The 19,060-nt window shown below is 62.8% G+C and carries 12 protein-coding genes and 1 tRNA gene; 9 read left to right on the forward strand and 4 right to left on the reverse strand.

Annotated elements, in window-relative coordinates; genetic code table 11:
- Positions 1-45 precede the first annotated feature (45 nt).
- Positions 46-1,461, reverse strand: coding sequence for an aminotransferase class I/II-fold pyridoxal phosphate-dependent enzyme (locus IB263_RS02625; protein ID WP_060522318.1), 1,416 nt, complete (start codon positions 1,459-1,461; stop codon positions 46-48).
- Positions 1,458-8,969 (reverse strand): type I polyketide synthase, encoded by a 7,512-nt coding sequence (locus tag IB263_RS02630; protein ID WP_192437533.1) that lies wholly within the window; start codon positions 8,967-8,969, stop codon positions 1,458-1,460. The genes IB263_RS02625 and IB263_RS02630 overlap by 4 nt, the downstream gene beginning before the upstream one ends.
- A 408-nt stretch (positions 8,970-9,377) precedes the next feature.
- Here IB263_RS02630 and IB263_RS02635 point away from each other — a divergent pair, with 408 nt between their 5' ends.
- From IB263_RS02635 to pncB, 3 genes are all read left to right on the forward strand, one after another.
- Positions 9,378-10,565, forward strand: a complete 1,188-nt coding sequence (locus tag IB263_RS02635; RefSeq protein ID WP_192437535.1) for a polysaccharide biosynthesis/export family protein — start codon at positions 9,378-9,380, stop codon at positions 10,563-10,565.
- Positions 10,566-10,744: 179 nt separating this feature from the next.
- Positions 10,745-11,344 carry a bifunctional nicotinamidase/pyrazinamidase gene (pncA, locus tag IB263_RS02640; protein WP_112984490.1) on the forward strand — a complete coding sequence of 200 codons (600 nt, stop codon included), beginning with the start codon at positions 10,745-10,747 and terminating at the stop codon, positions 11,342-11,344.
- A 45-nt stretch (positions 11,345-11,389) separates the two neighbouring features.
- On the forward strand, positions 11,390-12,694 hold the full coding sequence (gene pncB / locus IB263_RS02645; protein ID WP_034797014.1) for a nicotinate phosphoribosyltransferase: 1,305 nt from the start codon (positions 11,390-11,392) through the stop codon (positions 12,692-12,694).
- Between the two features lie 346 nt (positions 12,695-13,040).
- On the opposite strand, the gene IB263_RS02650 is transcribed toward pncB, so the two are convergent.
- Positions 13,041-13,754 carry a DNA helicase gene (locus IB263_RS02650; RefSeq protein ID WP_034797013.1) on the reverse strand — a complete coding sequence of 238 codons (714 nt, stop codon included), beginning with the start codon at positions 13,752-13,754 and terminating at the stop codon, positions 13,041-13,043.
- Between the two features lie 324 nt (positions 13,755-14,078).
- Positions 14,079-14,153: transfer RNA gene (locus tag IB263_RS02655), tRNA-Thr, on the reverse strand.
- Between the two features lie 151 nt (positions 14,154-14,304).
- On the opposite strand from IB263_RS02655, the gene IB263_RS02660 reads away from it, so the two are divergent.
- From IB263_RS02660 to IB263_RS02685, 6 genes are all read left to right on the forward strand, one after another.
- Positions 14,305-14,556 carry a hypothetical protein gene (locus tag IB263_RS02660; RefSeq protein ID WP_060644096.1) on the forward strand — a complete coding sequence of 84 codons (252 nt, stop codon included), beginning with the start codon at positions 14,305-14,307 and terminating at the stop codon, positions 14,554-14,556.
- Between the two features lie 259 nt (positions 14,557-14,815).
- Positions 14,816-16,108, forward strand: coding sequence for a UDP-N-acetylglucosamine 1-carboxyvinyltransferase (gene murA, locus IB263_RS02665; protein ID WP_060522281.1), 1,293 nt, complete (start codon positions 14,816-14,818; stop codon positions 16,106-16,108).
- A 106-nt stretch (positions 16,109-16,214) separates the two neighbouring features.
- Positions 16,215-16,655 (forward strand): DUF2948 family protein, encoded by a 441-nt coding sequence (locus IB263_RS02670; protein ID WP_192437536.1) that lies wholly within the window; start codon positions 16,215-16,217, stop codon positions 16,653-16,655.
- Between the two features lie 43 nt (positions 16,656-16,698).
- Positions 16,699-18,003 carry a histidinol dehydrogenase gene (gene hisD, locus IB263_RS02675; protein WP_192437538.1) on the forward strand — a complete coding sequence of 435 codons (1,305 nt, stop codon included), beginning with the start codon at positions 16,699-16,701 and terminating at the stop codon, positions 18,001-18,003.
- Positions 18,000-18,476, forward strand: a complete 477-nt coding sequence (locus IB263_RS02680; protein ID WP_192437540.1) for a UPF0262 family protein — start codon at positions 18,000-18,002, stop codon at positions 18,474-18,476. The genes hisD and IB263_RS02680 overlap by 4 nt, the downstream gene beginning before the upstream one ends.
- A 14-nt stretch (positions 18,477-18,490) precedes the next feature.
- Entirely contained in the window at positions 18,491-18,958 is a 468-nt protein-coding gene (locus tag IB263_RS02685) for a low molecular weight phosphatase family protein (RefSeq protein ID WP_192437542.1), read from the forward strand.
- Positions 18,959-19,060 lie beyond the last annotated feature (102 nt).

Here is a 19,060-nt window from a genome sequence, read left to right on the forward strand (position 1 = left end):
GCTCTGCTTCCGCGACCACCTGACCCGGCAGCAAATGCGATCGGGTCAGCGCGCCGAGAGCGCTTTCATCATCTGGTCGATGTCGATGCCGCCAAGGCCGAAGTTGCGTTCGGTAAGGTCGGCCAGACGCTCGGCCGTGAGTGTTACCGTGCGCCGGATCTGCTCTTCCGTGTGGTCGCTGGTGATGAAGAAGCGCAGCCGAGCCAGGCCTTCCGGGACCGCCGGGTGGATGATCGGCAGCGCATTGACCCCTTCGGCAAGCAGGTCGTTTGACAGCTGCACCGCTCGCAGGGAATCGCCAACCAGAACCGGAACCACGGAAAATCCGCTGCTGAGGCCGGTGTCGAGCCCCGCTTCCTTGGCAAGCTTGAGGAAGAGCGCGCCGTTGCGGCGCAGCGCCGCCGTGCGCGTCGGCTCCCGTTCCAGCACCTCCAGGCTTGTGGTTGCCGCGGCCGCCAGCACCGGCGCAAGGCCGACGCTGTAGACGAAGCCGCCGGCCGATGCCTTCAGCACCTCGACCAGCGCTTCACTGCCGGCGATGTAGCCGCCGCAGCTCGACGTGGTCTTGGAGAGCGTGCCCATCCAGATGTCGATCTCGCGGGGATCGACGCCGAAATGCTCTGCAAGCCCGCGGCCGGTCTTGCCGAGAACGCCGAGCGAATGCGCTTCGTCGACCATCAGCCAGAAGCCGTATTCGGCCCGGAGCTTCAGAAGCGCCGGCAGGTCGGCGACATCGCCGTCCATCGAGTAGATGCCCTCGACGATGACCATGATGCGGCGATAGTCGCCGGCGACCGTGCGTAGCACGTGTTCGAGGTCGGCGACGTCATTGTGCTTGAACAGGCGTCGTGTCGCGCCCGAGAGCTTGACGCCGGCAAGGGCGCTGTTGTGGATGAACTCGTCGTGGACGACGAGGTCCTTCGGTCCCATCAGGCAGCTGATGGCGGCGACATTGGTGAGATAGCCGCTGACGAAACAGACGGCGGCGTCGACGCCATAGAAGCCGGCGATCTTCTCTTCCAGCGCCACATGCACCGGACGCTCGCCGGCGACGAGGCGGCTCGCCGAGGCGGAAATGCCGAAGGTGCCGATGGTATCGCGTGCCCGCGCAAGCACCTCCGCATGGCGATTGAGGCCAAGATAGTCATAGGAGGCGAAGTTGATCAGCTTCCGGCCGTCGATGACGGTGGTCGCGCCCGCCGCCGTCTGGTGCGCACGATAGAATGGATTGGCGATGCCGAGCTGCTCGCTTGCGAACTTCTGGGTCATCACCTGCTTGTATTCCGGCAGGTCTTCGAAACGGGCCTGCTGCCGGCGTGCCGGCGGCGGCATCTCCCGCTCCGAGCGCGCCATGCGGTTGCGCTCGGAGGATTGATGCGTGTTTCTCATCCGGTCCAGCAGGTTCTCTTTGAGGCTGCTGGTCATCTTGGATGCGCCTGGACCGTTTCCGTTCGTGCTCATTGGCCTTGTGCTTTTTCCTTCGCCGTTCCGACGTGCCGCTGCGCAAGTTCGCTGACAATCTTGTCGTCGGCGGGCTCGGCATCGTCGCTCTGGTCGCGCTTGCTCACCTTCTCATAGAGCTTGCGGGCGACATCGCCAACCGTCGTGTTGTCGGCGACGCCGCTGAGCGGCATGTCGAAGCCGGTGTTCTGCTGGAAGCTCATGCCGAGTTCGACGGCCATGAGGCTGTCGAGGCCGATTTCCTTCAGAACCTTGCTGCGCGTGACCGTATCCTTCGATACGCGCAGGATTGCGGCGATCTCGCCGGCGACGAGGTCGAAGAGAATGTCTTCGGCTTCCTGCGGCGACTTGCCCTCGATCATCGCGACGAGGTCCATCTTGGTGCCTTCGCCGCCCGTCGCATGCTGGTCGGCGCTGCGCAGGATGACTTCGAAGAGCGCGTTCTTGGCGACAGGCAGATTGCGTGCCGCCGACCAGTCGATCTCCGAGATCATCACGGTTGCCGCATCGACGGTGCCTGGATCGAAGGCCAGGTGGCTCTCGACCATGTCGAGTGCCGTCTGCGCCTTCAGCGCGGTCTTGCCGATGCGCTTGGCGAGGATGTCGTTCACATCCGTGTTCTGGACCAGATAGCCCCTGTCGGCGATGGCGCCGAACCCGACGGCGAGACCCGCAAGGCCGCGTGCGCGACGGGCGCGGGCGAGACCTTCGAGATAGCCGTTGGCTGCGACGTAATTCGCCTGTCCGGGGTTGCCGACGAGTGTCGTCGCCGACGAGAACAGGATGAAGTTGTCGATCTTGTCGCCGCTGGTCAGTTGATCGAGAACCGCGGCACCCTTGGCCTTGGTGTCGATGACCGGCCGGTTTCGCTCGCGGTTGAGGTTGCTGATCAGCGCGTCGTCGAGCACCATCGCGGCATGGACGATCGAGCGCAGCGGTGCCACGGCGCGCAACGTCTTGAGCAGGCGCTCCGTCGCTGCCGGATCGGTGACGTCGCAGGCATGAACCGTGGCGGATACGCCAGCCTTCGTCCAAGCTTCGATCATTGCCGTCGTTTCGGCGTCCGCCAGGCCGCGGCGTGAGCAGAGCGCGACCTTCGTCGCACCCTTTTCGACGAGCCAGTTGGCGGCAGCCAGGCCGAAACCGCCGATGCCGCCGACGACGAGATGCATGCCGTTCGGATCGACCTTCATGCCGCCATGCGGACGCTTGGCAACGCGATGCGTGCCGGCGACCGGAGGAAGCACGACGATCTTGCCGATATGCCCGGCATTCTGCATCAGTCGGAAGGCGTTGCCGATCTCGTCGAAGTCGAAGGCGCGATAGGGAAGCGGCGTCAGCTTGCCGTCTTCGAACAGCGCACCGATCTCGGTGAAGATCCGCTTGGTCAGCTTCGGCTGATTGACCAGCAACTGGTCGGCGTCGATGCCGAAATAGCTGACATTGCGGCGGAACGGCCGAAGGCCGATCTTGCTGTCGGCGTAATAGTCGCGCTTGCCAAGCTCAAGGAAGCGGCCAAAGGGCTTCACCAGCGCCAGGCTCTGCTCCATGGCCTCGGCGAACAGCGAGTTGAGCACGAGATCGACGCCTTCACCGCCCGTCACGGCGCGAACGTCGTTGACGAAATCGAGCGAACGGGAATCGAAGACGTGATCGGCACCCAGCATCGACAGGAAGCGACGCTTCTCGCGCGATCCTGCCGTGGCGATGATCCTGGCGCCCTTCAGCTTTGCGACCTGCAGCGCGGCAAGGCCGACGCCGCCGGCGGCGCCATGGATGAGGATCGTTTCGTCAGGCTGGATCCGTCCAAGCTCGACCATCGCGTAATAGGCAGTCAGGAACGCGACCGGAACCGTCGCCGCGGCGACGGGGCTGACCGATTGCGGCAACCTGGCGACGCCGGCGCGCGAAACGACCGCGTGGGTCGAGAAGGCGGAGGATGCAATCGCCATGACGGCATCGCCCACGGCGAGGTCATCGACGCCGTCGCCGACCGCGACCACGTGGCCGGAAAGCTCCATGCCGATCGTCGCGCCTGCGAAGCCGTCTTCGAGCGCCTCTTCCGGCAGAAGGCCCATCGCCCACATCACGTCGCGGAAGTTGAGGCCGGTGGCTGCGACCGCGACGACGACTTCACCCGGGCCTGCCGAGGGGATGTCGCTTTCTTCCCAGATGATGCTGCCCACCTGAGAGCTGACGCGCTGGCGGATGGTTGCAGCCTTGAAGGCAGCCGTTGCCGCGTGCGCATTGTCGACTGGGCCAGGCACGGCGCGGATCTCCGAAAGCGCAGCGCCAGCCTCGCCTTCGAGCAGCCATTCGCGGTTTACTCCCATCGCGCCAAGCAGCGGCAATGCCGCAGCCATCTGAGCATCCGTCGTCGGTGAACCGTCGATGTCGAGCGAGTGGACGTCGAGGAACTCGTATTCGTTCTGAAGCACGCGTGCGAAAGCCCAGAGGCCGGCATTGACGCCGTCGCTTGCGACCGCCGCGCCGACCGTCCGGCTGGCGATCGGTGCGCCGCCCGGCGCGACAAGCACGAGACGGGGCCGTTTGTCGTCCGCTGGCTCCGTACCGCCGACATGCTGGCGCAATGCTTCGGCAAACGTGCCGAGCGCGAGGATCTGTGTTTGTAGAGAGGCGGAATCGTCGGTGCGCGACGCGGCCGCCGGCAAGGCAAGGAAGACTGCCCGAAGCGGTTGGCCCCACAGCGTCTCGAAGGCTGGCAGGAGCGCGGCCTTGTCCGCAGCCGCGTCGCCGGTCAGGCTGACGCGAATGGCTGAACCAGAGGGCTCGCGCTGTTCGTGCCCCGCGATCTCCAGCAGCAGGTGGGGGACGGATGCCGGCACCGCCGCGTCTGCGGAAGCAGTTGCTGCGCCACGCGCTTCGAGCAGGATGACGTTGCCGCTTGCACATTCGCGGTCGGCAATGTCGGTGTCCCGCAGGTCGAGATCGTCGAGGCATTTCTGCCAGTGCGGCGCCGCCGCGAGGTTGCCGATCGGAAACTCCGCCGTCTGGCTGCGCGCGAACCAGCCCTCGGACAGGCCAAGCGCGAAGTCGTTGAACAGCGATGGCGCGCTGACCGCGGCAATCAGCCCACCCGTAGGGCGCAGTGCCGTGCGCAACGCTGTGCGAACCGCCACATCGTCCTCGATCAGGCCGTAGAACCCGTCGGACGCGCTGACAGCAAGATCGAAGGCCGCAAGCGTCGCGAGTTCGCCCTTCTTGAGGATGTGTACATGGGCGTCGTTTTCGAAGGCCAGCTCAAGGCCGCGCTGGGCGTTATCGCGTGCTTCGAACACGGTGAGGCTTGCACCATGCTTTTCGGCAAGAGTCGCCAGCCGCTTAGTGAAACCGGCGGATACGCTGCCGAGTTCGACGATGCGCAGGCGCGCTCCGGCGGACTGTGCCGATAGCGCCGTTTCGAGAGCCTCCAGCACGAAGGCCATGCGCTGGCGGCTTGCCTCCGAATGAACCGCCTGATGGTCGATCGTGGCGTCGCTGATGAAGCTCGATCCCGAGGCCGCTTCGTCGCCCGCATGCAAGGCGTCGATGCGGGCAAGGGCTTCCGCATAGGCGTTGTTGATCAGCACGGCCTCGACGGCGCGGTCAGGCCGTTCGCCGTAAAGTTCGCTCAGAATTTCAGGCACGCTCGGCAGGTTGAATTCCTGCGCGACGGTCCACACACCATCCTTGTGCTCACAGAGCCCGGCATCTTCGAGCACGTAGAGGCAACTCGTCAGAAAACACTGGAAGGCGAAATCGCCAGGCAGATTGCCGCCCTGGATCGTGGAACGCCCCTTACCGAGCTTGAGGGCGATCTCCTGGCAGGCGCGGTAGATCGCGGCATTGAAGAGCAGCGTCGCATTGTCGACACCAGCCTCGCCGGCGGCCGGCATTGCGATCGATACCGGCGCAAGGCTGTTGCGCAGAAGGCCTGGCAGGGCGGCTTCCGATTGTACTGCCTCGTAGTGGAAGGACAGCGCATCGAGCGTCTTGTGCTTGCGCAGATAGGTGCGGCGGAAACGGCAATCCTCGAAATGCGCGATCGGCTCGCCCGACTGGCTGAAGAAGTGGAACTTCGCCTTGATCGAATTGGTGCTGACGCGTTCAATTTCGATCATCGCGCGCGCGATCGGCAGGCCGCCATTGACGACACGAACCGAACCGAAGCGGACGGGAATATAGGGTGCGCCGCTCTTGTCGCCGGTGAATCGGTCGAAGAGCGCCACCAGCCCGTGGAAGGTCGCATCGACCGAGATCGGGTTCAGGGCATAGCTGACCAGCGGGTGTCCGGTGGCTTCGGCCGTCTTCAGCTCGACATCGACCAGGCGGTCGCCATAGGCAACCGCTTTTGCGAGTAGCTGGAAGCGAGGACCGTAGTCGAGGCCGAATTGCCGTGCCGTCTCATAGGCGCGACCCGGTGCCACCGTTGCCGTCTTGGCGAGGCCTGCGAGCGACGGATAGGCGCGGTCCCCGGCCGGCAGCGGCTTGCGGCAGCGGGCAACCGCGTGCACGGCCCAGTCGTCTTCCGACAGCCGTTCACGCGAGCGGATTTCGAGGTCGCCGGTCTCTGGCGAAAGGACGGTCGACAGCTCCATGATTTTTGTGTCGCTGAGTTCCAGCGGCCGGACGATTTCGAGATTGGTGATCTCGACTTCTTCGCTGCCATAGAACTGCTGTGCCGCAGCAACGGCGATCTCGATGAAGCCGCTGCCCGGCAGGATCGCCTTACCGTCCACCACGTGTTCGGCAAGATCCGGGAAGAGATGGGCGTCGATATGGTTTTTCCAGCTGCCGCTGTTCGGATCGCTGCGCCAGCCGGTCAGGCGGTATGGTCTGGCAATCCGGCCGAACAGGTCGGTGGCATCAGTTGTTGCCGCTGGGCGCAGTTCGACGGGCTCGAAGGGCAGGCTTGGCAGGGCGATCGATGCATTGCGCTTGCCGAATACCCGGGTCGTATCCACGACGGCGCCGTGCGCAACGGCACGTGCCATCGCGGCCGAGATCGGATCCTGGCCGCTTTCGGCGACGTCTCTGAGCAGCGTGGGCACCACCATGCCGGGGGCTGCTGCCTGCTTGATCGTCTCCTTGACGTAGGACGACAGGATCGGGCGCGGCGAAATCTCGATGAACAGGCGGCAGCCCATTTCGATCGCGGCTTCCGCAGCCGCCTGGAAGCGGACCGGCTCGCGAACGTTCTTCCACCAGTATTCCGGATCGAGCTGCGTGCCCTCGAGCGCGGCACCCGTGACCGTCGAAAGATAGGCGAGTTCGGTGCGGCGCGGTGCGATATCGGGGATGTCCGAGAGGAAGGCATCCTTCGCCCGATCGATGATCGGATGATGGAACGGATAGTTGATGTCGAGGATCTGGACCGGGATCTTCGCCTTGCGGGCGGCATCGCGGAAGGCCGAGATCTGGTCGGCCGGGCCCGAGATCGTCACGGAATTATGGGCGTTGACCGCAGCAACGCAGAGTTCGTCAAGACCGCGAGCCTCGGCAAAGGCGCGAGCAGCCTCTTCACCGAGCATGACGGCCGCCATCGTGCCGTGGCCGGCAAGCAGGTCCTGATGCAGCGAACGTTTCGCAACGATCGAAACGGCATCGACGAGCGATAGCGCGCCGGCGGCATAGGCCGCGGCGATTTCGCCGACGGAGTGACCGAAGACGGCGACCGGCTTGATGCCCATGGCAACCAGCGAATCCGACAGGGCGGCCTGCACCGCAAACAGCAGCGGCTGGGCGATCTTCGTGTCGGCAAGCTTCTTGTCGAGATCAGGATCGGTCAGGAGATCGGTGAGCGCGATATCCGAATGGAACTTGAACAGCGCGCTGACCGAGGTGAAACACTGGCGGAAATGCAGGTTTTCGCGGAAGGCTTCCACACCCATGCCGGCCCATTGCGAGCCGTTGCCGGAGAACACGAACGCGACCTTGGCGTCGCGAACGACGGCCTCGCCGACCTCACCGATATCCGAGCCGGGCTTTTCCAGGTGGCTGGCGATCGCACGGACGATATCTTCGGGCTGGTCGCTGCGAGCGGCAAACCGATGGCGCATATGGGTGCGGTTGGCACCCGATGCGGCGATCATCGCACGGGCTTCACCCTTGGAAGCATGCGCGAAAGCGGTCTTGTAATCCTTGAGAAGGGCTTCCAGGCTCGACTGCGTATGAGCGGTTGCGAGGAACACATGTCCCGAAGACGACGGGTTTGCGGCCTTTTCATCGGCGGCCGGTTCCGGGTCGCTGATAACGACGTGCGCATTGGCGCCGCCGAAGCCGAACGAGTTGATGCCGGCAAGACGCACGCGTTTGCCGCGCAGAAGCTCGATCGGGTTTGCCGTGACACGGACGTTCAGGCCGTCGAAATCGATATGCTCGTTCGGCGTGTCGAAGTGCAACGAAGCCGGCAGGTAGTTGTTCTCAAGCGCCATCATGGCCTTCAGCATGCCGAAGAGGCCGGAGGCGGGTTCCGTATGGCCGATGTTCGACTTGATCGAGCCGATCGGCACAGGCGCCCGGCGCTTGGCGCCGATGACCGTTCCGATCGACCAGACTTCCGCCGGGTCGCCGACCTTGGTGCCGGTACCGTGGCCTTCGACGAAGGCCACCTGATTGGCGTCGATGCCGTTTCCTTCGTAGATCGCTCTCAGCAGGTTGGCCTGGGCTTCGCGCGACGGCAGCGAAATGCCGTTGGTGCGGCCGGCCGAATTCACGCCGGTCGCGACGATGCGCGCATAGCTGCGGTCTTTCTCGCGGCGCGCCCGGTCGGAACGGCGCAGCACGAAGACCACGCCGCCTTCGGCGCGCACGTAGCCGGCGCCGTCGTTGTCATAGGCGCGGCAGAGGCCTTCCGGCGACAGCATGCGTGCCTGGGCGAAGCCGACGAAGGGCAGGGGGTGGGCAAGGATGTTGACGCCGCCGACGATCGCCGTGTCGATCTCCCCGGCGTTGAGCGCCCGCATCGCCTGGTCGAGGGCGACCAGCGAGGAGGAACAGGCGGTGTCGACCGTCATGCTCGGGCCGCTGAGGCCGAAGATGTGCGAGATGCGGTTGGAGACGATCGACAGGGTGTTGCCGGTCATGAAGTACGGGCCAGCCGCGGCCGGATCCTCGACCGTCAGATTCGCATGGTCGAGGCTCGATGCGCCGATATAGACACCGACGTTTTCGCCGTGCAGCGACGTCGCCGAGATGTTGGCGTCTTCAAGCGCCCGCCAGGCGAGCTGGAGCAGCACGCGCTGCTGCGGGTCCATATACATGGCCTCGCGCTGCGACATGCCGAAGACGGCCGGATCGAAATCATAGAGTTGATCCAGCACGCCGGCCGCGAAGGAATAGGTCTTCCCCTGCGTGCCCATGACGGGATGCCAGAATCGCGCCACGTCCCAGCGATCCGATGGAATGCTGGTGACGGTGCACTTGCCCTGACGTAGAAGTTTGAACAACGCCGAGGGCGATTCTGCTCCAGGGGCGAGGCATGCACGCCCAATAATCTCAACAGCCATGTATGATCGAACGCTCTAAAATGCCGTTAAAGTTGCACCTGCGATTGCGCGGCGGAAGTTGAAATGCAATCGCCAATCGTCATGCTTGCGGGCTATCCCCAGCTATATTCGTTCCGCCTCATTAGTCAGCTTTTAACTTAAAGTCCCTAGCTTTCAACCCCAAAGACTGAAGATATACACGCTGTCAACGCCAGTCCAAGTCGGATTGGGCGACAAACCACGCTCAAGGTATCGAAGGTATGACCAGAAAGACGCGGGCTCAAATAAATTGCCCGTCTTGGTCTTGAGGTGACTTGTTGTGGGACGGCGATTGTGCTTTTCAGAGACCGGCGAAATTCCCTGCCGGGGGATGATGCGGCGCGGAACCATGAGCAAAATCATGGCTGTGCCGAATGTGGAGTGTCGTAGTTGAAACGAGTCAGTGCCCTTCTGCTTTGTTCCGCCCTCGTCGGGTGCCAGGCTGTGCCTGGTGAAGGGCCGCTGGCCGGAGCGATCGTCAAGGACGCCGGCCAGTCAGGCGCCGAGATCGGCCGCCAGAATGCAACGGTTTTCGACATCGTCGATGTGGACGGACGCTCCGCGCGTCTCGTTTCCGATTATGTCTCCTCGACGCTTAATCGCCGTTTCGGCATTGGCGGCGGTGTTGGCCGCGTCGTCATCGGCGTTGGCGACCAGCTTAAGGTCTCGATCTTCGAAGCCGGCAGCGACGGCTTGTTCTCGACGCAGGACTCCAAGCAGACGAGCATCGATCTCGTCGTTCAGCCGGATGGCAAGGCTGCCATCCCCTATGTCGGCCCCGTCAGGTTTGCCGGCCTGACACTGGAGCAGGCGCGCCAGGAAATTCTGGAAGCGCTGAAGCAGAAGGCGGTTGAGCCCGACGTCATCGTCACGAGCATGAGCACCGCATCGCGTAACGTTACGGTTTCGGGTGCCGTCGGCAAATCGTCGGTGGTGCCGCTGAGTCTCGTCGACGAAACAATCAATGAGGTCATCGCCAAGGCCGGTGGCCCGGTCGCGCAGCCCTATGAAACCTTCGTCACATTGGTGCGCGGCAAGAAGACCGGAACGGTTCTCCTGAAGTCGATCATCGAGAACCCGTCGGAAAATATCCACGTCAAGCCGGGCGACCAGATCTTCGTGACGCGCGATCCGCGCCGCTTCACGATCCTCGGTGCGGTCAAGGCCAACCAGCGCGTCGAATTCGGCGCCAACGATCTCAATCTGCTCGAGGCGATGGGCCTTGCGGGCGGTGGCTCGGACTACACGCTCGACATGAAGGGCTATTTCATCTTCCGTTACGAAGAGCCTGATGTGGTCATGAGCCTGCTCGGTCAGCAGCGTTTCAACGAAATGCTGCGTAAGGGCATGAAGACCGACAGCGTGGGGCGCTACCCGATCGTCTACCGCTTTGACATGAGCAAGCCTGACAGCCTGATTGTCGGCCAGACCTTCCCGGTCAAGAACCGCGACGTCATCTATGCCTCGCGTCACCCGTCGGTCGATTTTTCGAAGTTCCTGAACTTCGTCGCCCAGCCGGTCGGCATCGCCAATTCCGGCTTCTCGATCGCAGATAACATCAACAATCTCGGAAACTGATCGTTTTCGATCGCATTTGTTCGAGGGCGTCCGCCATGGCCGACGCCCTTTTTGCTTATCTGCCCTTCCGATCTCGGAAGCCTGCGGAACTGGCTTGTCGTCGCTCAAATTCTGTGATTGATCTTGGACTTAAATCGATTTTGGTGATCGATAAGCAGTTGATCGTCCAGAGGTGAATGATGGCGGATAAAGCGTTGATCGTCGTGGATGTGCAGAACGATTTCTGCCCGGGCGGAGCGCTTGGTGTTGCGGGCGGCGACGAGATCGTGCCGATGATTAACGGGCTGATCGACCGCTTCGAGCATGTGGTTCTGACCCAGGATTGGCATCCGGCCGGCCACTCCAGCTTTGCCTCCAGCCATCCCGGCAAAAATCCCTTCGAAATGATCGCCATGCCCTATGGCGCGCAGACGCTCTGGCCGGATCATTGCGTGCAGGGCAGCGCCGGTGCCGATTTCCATCCGGCGCTCGAATGGACCCGCGCCGAACTTTTGATCCGCAAGGGTTTCCGAGCGCAAATCGACAGCTATTCCGCCTTCTTTGAAAACGACCGCCGGACGCCGACCGGCCTTTCCGGCTATCTCAGGGACCGCGGCATCAAAAAGGTGACGCTCTGCGGGCTCGCGACCGATTTCTGCGTCGCCTTCTCCGCGCTCGACGCGGTGGCGCAGGGGTTCTCGACCACGGTCGTTCTCGAAGCCTGTCGGGGCATCGATCTCAACGGCTCGCTTCATGCCATGGTGACGCGTATGCGTGATGCCGGTGTCGAGCTGAACTAACCGAGATGATCTAGCCTCGCCCAAGAGGAAGGAGCAATTTCACCGATGACGAAGACCGATATCGCCAGGCGCGTCTACAATCATGCCTGGAAACTCGACCCGATCGTACGCAGCCTGCTGGACACGGATTTTTACAAGCTCCTGATGCTGCAGATGATCTGGCAGCTCTATCCGGATGTCGATGCGACCTTCTCGCTGATCAACCGCACGAAGACGGTGCGGCTCGCCGACGAGATCGATGAGCAGGAACTGCGCGAGCAACTCGATCACGCGCGCGAACTGCGTTTCTCCAAGAAGGAAATGATCTGGCTTGCGGGTAATACCTTCTATGGCCGCAAGCAGATCTTCTCGCCGGAGTTTCTCGCCTGGCTCGCCAAGTTCCGCCTGCCGGATTATGAGCTGAAACGCAGCGACGGCCAGTTCGAGCTGACCTTCCGCGGCCGCTGGGCGGAGACCACCATGTGGGAGATCCCGGCGCTGGCGATCATCAACGAGCTGCGCTCGCGCTCGGCGATGAAGGGCCTCGGTCCCTTTACCCTCGATGTGCTCTATGCCCGCGCCAAGGCCAAGATGTGGTCCAAAGTCGAGCGGCTGCGGCAGTACCCTAACCTCAGGATCTCCGATTTCGGCACGCGCCGCCGCCACAGCTTCCTTTGGCAGCGCTGGTGCGTCGAGGCGTTGAAGGAAGGGATTGGCAGTTCGTTCTCCGGGACCAGCAATGTCTTGCTCGCCATGGACAACGATCTGGAGGCGCTTGGTACCAACGCACACGAATTGCCGATGGTGGCCGCGGCCCTTGCCCGCAACGACAAGGAACTGGCCGCCGCCCCCTACAAGGTGCTGCAGGACTGGAACCAACTCTATGGCGGCAATCTCCTGATCGTGCTGCCCGATGCCTTCGGCACAGCGGCGTTCCTGCGCGACGCGCCGAAATGGGTGGCGGACTGGACGGGCTTTCGGCCGGACAGCGCGCCGCCGATCGAAGGTGGCGAAAAAATCGTCGCCTGGTGGAAGAAGATGGGACGGGATCCCCGGGAAAAGCTGCTGATCTTCTCCGATGGTCTCGACGTCGACACGATCATCGAGACGTACCGCCACTTCGAGGGGCGCGTGCGCATGAGCTTCGGCTGGGGCACCAACCTCACCAATGATTTTGCCGGTTGCGCGCCGACGGAAATCAGCGGCCTCAGTCCGATCTCGATCGTCTGCAAGGTCAGCGAGGCGGATGGCCGGCCGGCTGTAAAACTCTCCGACAATCCGCGCAAGGCGACCGGTGACCCGGCCGAGGTCGAGCGCTACCTCAAGTTCTTTGGCTCGCAGGATTTCGTTGAGCAGGCGGTTAAGGTCTGACCGCCAAGTAACGCCTAAGTCAAACGACGCCGCGTGCTCAGCGATCTTGCAAAAAAAGAAACCGCCAGGAGCCGGTTTCAAAAGGGGATCAAAGATGTTGCGATTGTCCATCATCGCAATATCAAATCTGGCAGTGGAATCTTAAGGTTGCGTTAATCTGCCAACCTGCCGTTGCATTTTGCTTCTCTAGAATACGAACATGTAGAGAAGGATGATGACGATGAGCGGCACGCCCATAAGCCAGAGAACGATACCTTTCATTGAGAAGCCTCCGCGTTGCTGCCTTTGAAACGATAACGCAGCATCGGGAAATACGTTCCGGGTGTCAGCGAGGCAGGCTCTTGTTTCAGTTTATCGCCAGTAGCCTCGCTTCGCCCTTGTTCAAGAAGTAGGCCTTGTCGAAAAGCCGGAGATCGACGGGGTTCGGCATCCGGATATCGTCCAGGTCCGGAAGTGGTTTCACGGCGGCTTCGAAGGATCGATCGATCTGCGAGATGAAGATGATGATCAGCCCGCGTTGCCGCGCGAATGCCCTCAATTTGCGCACCTGATCGCCAAGAGCGGGATTGTCACGTCGCTGATCGAGAAGCTGGAGGTAATCGACGACCACCAGCGTGCCGGGATCGGCCTTGGACAGCTTGCCGACGATATGGTCGGCGCTGATCGTGTCGGAGCAATCGATCTCGAACAGCGGGGCAAACCGGCCATGGTCGGCCCCGATGGCCGCAAAACGCTCGATGACGTCCGTCACGGTATATTCCAGTGTGAAGAAGTAGGCGCGATGGCCGGCCCTCATCGCCTCTACGGCAAGCTCGAGGCTCTTCAGCGTCTTGCCCTGGCCGGGGCGTGCGCCGAGGACCACGAGATCTCCGGGAGCGAGCTGGGCAAGCATACTCGCCGCGGTGCCGGCAGTCGTTTGTCGTGCCGCAAGCAGGCTCCAAGTGGAGTAGCCCTCCTGAACGGCAATGCGATCAAGTGCTTCATGGAGCGGGATGGCTTCTTCACGGCACAGGCGTTTCGCCCTGCGTTTCAAATGGTAGATCGGTGCAGTCAGTTTCATCGGCAACCTCCTGGTACGAGCGATCGTCGCAGTCCCTCCTTGTGCGCATTGCCCCAACAGTCGGTTCGATGATGAGAGTGCCCGGTATGGAATCTACTTTCCCGATCGGAGGGGGGAGGCGTGGGCGCGCCCGAATCGCAGCATAACGCAGATGGCAGCAGGCGAAAATTGCATCCGATGAGAAATTCTGCGGCCTGGCGCGCGTCTTTCGCGGCGCCCTAGATCCTGCTCGTTTGGGGCGATAGGACAGGCGAAAACATTCGCAGACCGCAAAAGCACGCGGTGCTACGAGCGAGTATCAATTTGATTTCTTTAAGAGAAAACTGGTGCTGCTAGAGAGATTTGAACTCTCGGCCTCTCCCTTACCAAGGGAGTGCTCTACCCCTGAGCTATAGCAGCATCTCGCGGCCGGTTCGTGTGTCAGCCGCATCAAGCGAGGGGGCTATTGCCATAGCTCAGCGGCGAGTGCAAGCCGCAATTCGAAGTTTTTCGCGAAGAGCTGTGAGAAAAGTCACCGGCGCTTCCGAAGACCCTGGTTTTGCGCTATGGCATGGGCATGCAAACAGACGACGAAGAAGGCGGCAAAGCCGTGCCTCCGCCTGACGAACGGCAGGCGGATGGCAAGGTGCGCCAGAAAAAGATAAAGGATACGACCGAGGCGGACCTGAAAAAGGCGCGTCTTGCCAGGAACTTGCGCGACAACCTCATGCGCCGCAAGCAGCAGATGCGGGCGCGCCGATCTGGCGCTGCCGATGACGTCAGCGGTCTTCCTGCCGCAAAAACGGACGAATCCCAAGATTAGTACGGGCAGGAAGCGGCATCGCCGCTTCGTTCTCAATTTGCCGGTGGCATCTCCATCGGCGTTCGATTGCACAGGTTCGTAAATCGGGACCGATCGCGGGGGAAGCCGTGCAGCGACCTAAATGTTACAGCGCCAGGCGTCCGAAGGGATGCGCGGCGTTCAAGGCACTTCTAATTTCGCGGCGTCTCCACTAAAGAGGCGCCTTCAGACAACATCGGATTATTTTGGAAAGGCGGGCCAAGCCCGTTCGAGAGGCCTCATGGATCGCATCAGGATTGTAGGCGGCAACAAGCTCAACGGCGTCATCCCGATTTCGGGCGCCAAGAATGCGGCCCTGCCGCTGATGATTGCGTCGCTTCTGACCGACGACACGCTGACGCTCGAAAACGTGCCGCATCTGGCCGACGTCGAGCAACTGATCCGTATCCTCGGCAACCATGGCGCGGATATCTCCGTCAACGGTCGCCGCGAGCGCCAGGGCGAGAGCTACGCCCGCACCATCCATTTCACCTGCCGCAACATCGTCGACACGACCGCCCCTTACGAGTTGGTCTCGAAGATGCGCGCGAGCTTCTGGGTTATCGGCCCGTTGCTTGCCCGTGAAGGCAAGGCGCGGGTATCGCTGCCGGGCGGTTGCGCCATCGGCACGCGTCCGGTCGATCTCTTCATCGAAGGCCTGCAGGCGCTTTCCGCCAACATCGAGATCGACAGCGGTTACGTCAACGCGACGGCGCCGGCTGGCGGCCTGATCGGCGCGCGCTACACCTTCCCGAAGGTGTCGGTCGGCGCCACCCATGTGCTGATGATGGCAGCGACGCTTGCCAACGGCACCACGGTGCTCGGCAACGCCGCGCGCGAGCCTGAAGTCGTCGACCTCGCCAACTGCCTGAACGCCATGGGCGCCAAGATTACCGGCCAGGGCACCTCGACGATCACCATCGAGGGCGTTCGCTCGCTCTCCGGCGCCCGTCACCGCGTTCTTCCTGATCGCATCGAGACCGGCACCTACGCCATGGCGGTTGCCATGACCGGCGGCGACGTCATTCTCGAAGACACCGACATGGCGCTGCTCGACACGGCGCTGGAAGCGATCCGCCGCGCCGGCGCCGAGATCACCGAGACCAACAGCGGCATCCGCGTCGTGCGCAATGGCGCCGGCATTAAGCCGGTCGATATCGTCACTGATCCCTTCCCGGGCTTCCCGACCGACCTGCAGGCGCAGTTCATGGGTCTGATGACCATGGCGAAGGGGACCTCGCACATCACCGAGACGATCTTCGAGAACCGCTTCATGCACGTGCAGGAACTCGCCCGTCTCGGCGCCAAGATCTCGCTTTCCGGCCAGACGGCGAAAATCGAGGGCGTCAGCCGCCTGAAGGGCGCGCCTGTTATGGCGACCGACCTTCGCGCCTCCGTCTCGCTCGTCATCGCCGGCCTAGCCGCCGAAGGCGAGACCATGGTCTCGCGCGTCTATCATCTCGACCGCGGCTTCGAGCGGCTCGAAGAGAAGCTTACCCGGTGCGGCGCGCACGTCGAGCGCGTCAGCGACTGATTTGAACGGTTGCGCCTGATACCGTTGCGGTTTCAGGCGCAACATCCTATGTCCATTTCAATTGTGGCACGGCAAGATGTGCGGCGAAACGAAAGGAATGGATGGCATGACCGGATTGAAGCTGCTGGCGCTCGACGAGGAGGATCTCGCTGTCGTCTCCGCCCACGTCCAGGATGCCGTGTTCAAGGTTTCGGGCCTGGAATACGACGCGCGTCGCAAGCAGTTTTCTCTCATCGTCAACCGCTTCGTCTGGGAGACGGCCGATGGCAAGCGCCGCTCCTTTGAGCGCCGGCGTGCGGCTCTCCTCTTCAAGCGTGTGAATGCGGTGCGCTCCGTCGGCTTCGACCGGCGTGACGGCGAGGCGGTGCTCGATCTGCTGACGCTGAAGTTCGCGCTGCAGGGCGAGGGGCCGGAAGGCACGCTGCAGTTGGTTCTGGCTGGCGACGCCTCGATCGCGCTTGACGTCGAATGCATCGAAACGCAGCTTGCGGATACCGGCGGGGCGTGGGAAACCGCTTTCAAGCCCAAGCATCCCGAAGGCGCTTGACGCTGATCGACCCGACCGACACTGGCATACGAGGACGTCCCCTTTGGCAATCAGGCTCAATTTTCTCGACGGTGACTTCGAACAAAAGTTCGCGGCATTCCTGACGACCAAGCGAGAGGTGTCCGAGGACGTCAATGCGGTGGTCAAGGCGATCATCGACGACGTGCGGGCACACGGTGACGCGGCGCTCGCCGAATACTCCAAGCGTTTTGATGGCGTCGATTTCCAGACGACGCCGATGGCGGTCAGCGCCGCCGAGATCGATGCGGCGATCCAGGCGGTCGAGCCGGAAGTTCTCGGCGCGCTAAAGGTCGCCGCCACCCGCATCGAGGCGCACCATGCCCGCCAGCGCCCGAAGGACGATATCTACCAGGACGCCATGGGCGTCGGCCTCGGCTCGCGCTGGACGGCGGTCGATGCCGTCGGCCTCTATGTGCCCGGCGGCACCGCGAGCTATCCGAGCTCGGTGCTGATGAACGCGCTGCCGGCAAAGGTTGCCGGCGTGTCCCGCATCGTCATGGTAGTGCCGGCAACCGGCGGCAAGGTCAACCCGGCGGTGCTGGCTGCTGCACGCCTTGCCGGCGTCGAGGAAATCTACCGCATCGGCGGCGCGCAGGCTGTGGCCGCCCTTGCCTATGGCACCGAGACGATTGCACCGGTTGCCAAGATCGTCGGCCCGGGCAATGCCTATGTGGCTGCGGCCAAGCGCCAGGTCTTCGGCACGGTCGGCATCGACATGATCGCCGGCCCCTCCGAAGTGCTTGTTATTGCCGACAAGCACAACGATCCGGACTGGATCGCAGCCGATCTCCTGGCCCAGGCCGAGCACGATGTCGGCGCCCAGTCGATCCTGATCACCGACGATGCGGATTTCGGCCAGGCGGTCGAGAGCGCGGTCGAGCGGCAGCTGAAAACGCTGCCACGCGCCGAAACGGCGTCGGCAAGCTGGCGCGATTTCGGTGCCGTCATCCTCGTGCCCGATCTTGAGAAGGCCGTGCCGCTCGCGAACCGCATCGCTGCCGAACACTTGGAGCTGGCGCTTGCCGACCCTGAGCCGATGGTGGCCAAGATCCGCAATGCCGGCGCGATCTTCGTCGGTCGCCACACGCCCGAGGTCATCGGCGACTATGTCGGCGGCTCCAACCACGTGCTGCCGACCGCCCGCTCCGCGCGCTTCTCCTCCGGCCTTGGCGTGCTGGATTACATGAAGCGCACGTCGATCCTGCGGCTTGATGCCGAACAATTGCGGATCCTCGGGCCGGCGGCCATCGTGCTGGCAAAATCCGAAGGCCTTGAGGCCCATGCGCGCTCCGTCGCCATTCGCCTCAATCTCGGGGACGCTGGATGAAGGCGGATCGCAACCAGCGTCTCTGCGATGTCGTTCTGGACGATACCATCGGCCGCTCGACCCCTGACGTGGAGCATGAGCGCGCGGTTGCGATCTTCGACCTGCTCGAAGAAAACCTGTTCGAGCCGGTCGGCCATCCAGGCGGCCCCTATAAGCTCAATCTCTCGCTCGTCGACGCCAAGCTCGTCTTTGCGATCTCGACCGACAAGGGCAGCGACGTCGCCACCCATATTCTGTCGCTGACGCCGTTCCGCCGGATCGTGAAGGACTACTTCATGATCTGCGAAAGTTACTACGAAGCGATCCGCTCGGCGACGCCGAGCCAGATCGAGGCGATCGACATGGGGCGCCGCGGCATTCACAACGAGGGTTCGCAGACGCTGATGGATCGCCTCTCCGGCAAGATCCGGCTGGACTTCGATACCGCCCGCCGCCTGTTCACGCTCGTCTGCGTGCTCTACTGGCGCGGGTGAGGGCGACGACCGGCATGGCGGGAACCGAGGCTCAGCGCTTGAAAATGCCCCGCTCGGTCCTCTTCATGTGCGGCATGAACGCTATTCGCTCGCCGATGGCCGAAGCGCTCGCCAAGGCGGCGCTGCCGGCCGGAACCTATGTCGCCTCCGCCGGCGTGCGGCATGGCGAACGCGACCCCTTCGTCGACGTGGTCATGGCCGAAGTGGGCCTGAGCCTCGGTCGCCACCAGCCGCATACGCTCGATGAACTCGAGGATGACTATTTCGACCTTATCGTCACGCTGGCGCCGGAGGCGCATCACAAGGCGCTCGAATTGACGCGCTCCATGGCCGTCGACGTGGTCTACTGGCCGACGCCGGATCCGACGGTGGCTGCCGGCACGCGCGAGCAGATCGTCGATGCCTACCGCGCCGTGCGCGATCACCTGTCGACGCTGATCAATCATCGGTTGATCAGCTCCAGGAAGTCGGAAGACGCTTGAGAGTGTTGCGAAAAATCCCCGCGCGGTCTGCAGTCTCCGTCGCTTCCATGCCGGCGTAAATCTCGATCGATTTAAGACTAGAGACATGGAGCGGTACGAAGT

Source organism: Ensifer sp. ENS03 (assembly GCF_014852035.1).
Lineage (GTDB): Bacteria > Pseudomonadota > Alphaproteobacteria > Rhizobiales > Rhizobiaceae > Ensifer > Ensifer adhaerens.

Excerpts from the sequence above, each read along its gene's own strand:
- IB263_RS02625 (WP_060522318.1), bottom strand. The coding sequence starts at position 1,461 with ATGAGCACGAACGGAAACGGTCCAGGCGCATCCAAGATGACCAGCAGC.
- IB263_RS02630 (WP_192437533.1), bottom strand. The coding sequence starts at position 8,969 with ATGGCTGTTGAGATTATTGGGCGTGCATGCCTCGCCCCTGGAGCAGAA.
- pncA (WP_112984490.1), top strand. The coding sequence starts at position 10,745 with ATGGCGGATAAAGCGTTGATCGTCGTGGATGTGCAGAACGATTTCTGC.
- pncB (WP_034797014.1), top strand. The coding sequence starts at position 11,390 with ATGACGAAGACCGATATCGCCAGGCGCGTCTACAATCATGCCTGGAAA.
- IB263_RS02650 (WP_034797013.1), bottom strand. The coding sequence starts at position 13,754 with ATGAAACTGACTGCACCGATCTACCATTTGAAACGCAGGGCGAAACGC.
- IB263_RS02660 (WP_060644096.1), top strand. The coding sequence starts at position 14,305 with ATGGGCATGCAAACAGACGACGAAGAAGGCGGCAAAGCCGTGCCTCCG.
- murA (WP_060522281.1), top strand. The coding sequence starts at position 14,816 with ATGGATCGCATCAGGATTGTAGGCGGCAACAAGCTCAACGGCGTCATC.
- IB263_RS02670 (WP_192437536.1), top strand. The coding sequence starts at position 16,215 with ATGACCGGATTGAAGCTGCTGGCGCTCGACGAGGAGGATCTCGCTGTC.
- IB263_RS02680 (WP_192437540.1), top strand. The coding sequence starts at position 18,000 with ATGAAGGCGGATCGCAACCAGCGTCTCTGCGATGTCGTTCTGGACGAT.
- IB263_RS02685 (WP_192437542.1), top strand. The coding sequence starts at position 18,491 with ATGGCGGGAACCGAGGCTCAGCGCTTGAAAATGCCCCGCTCGGTCCTC.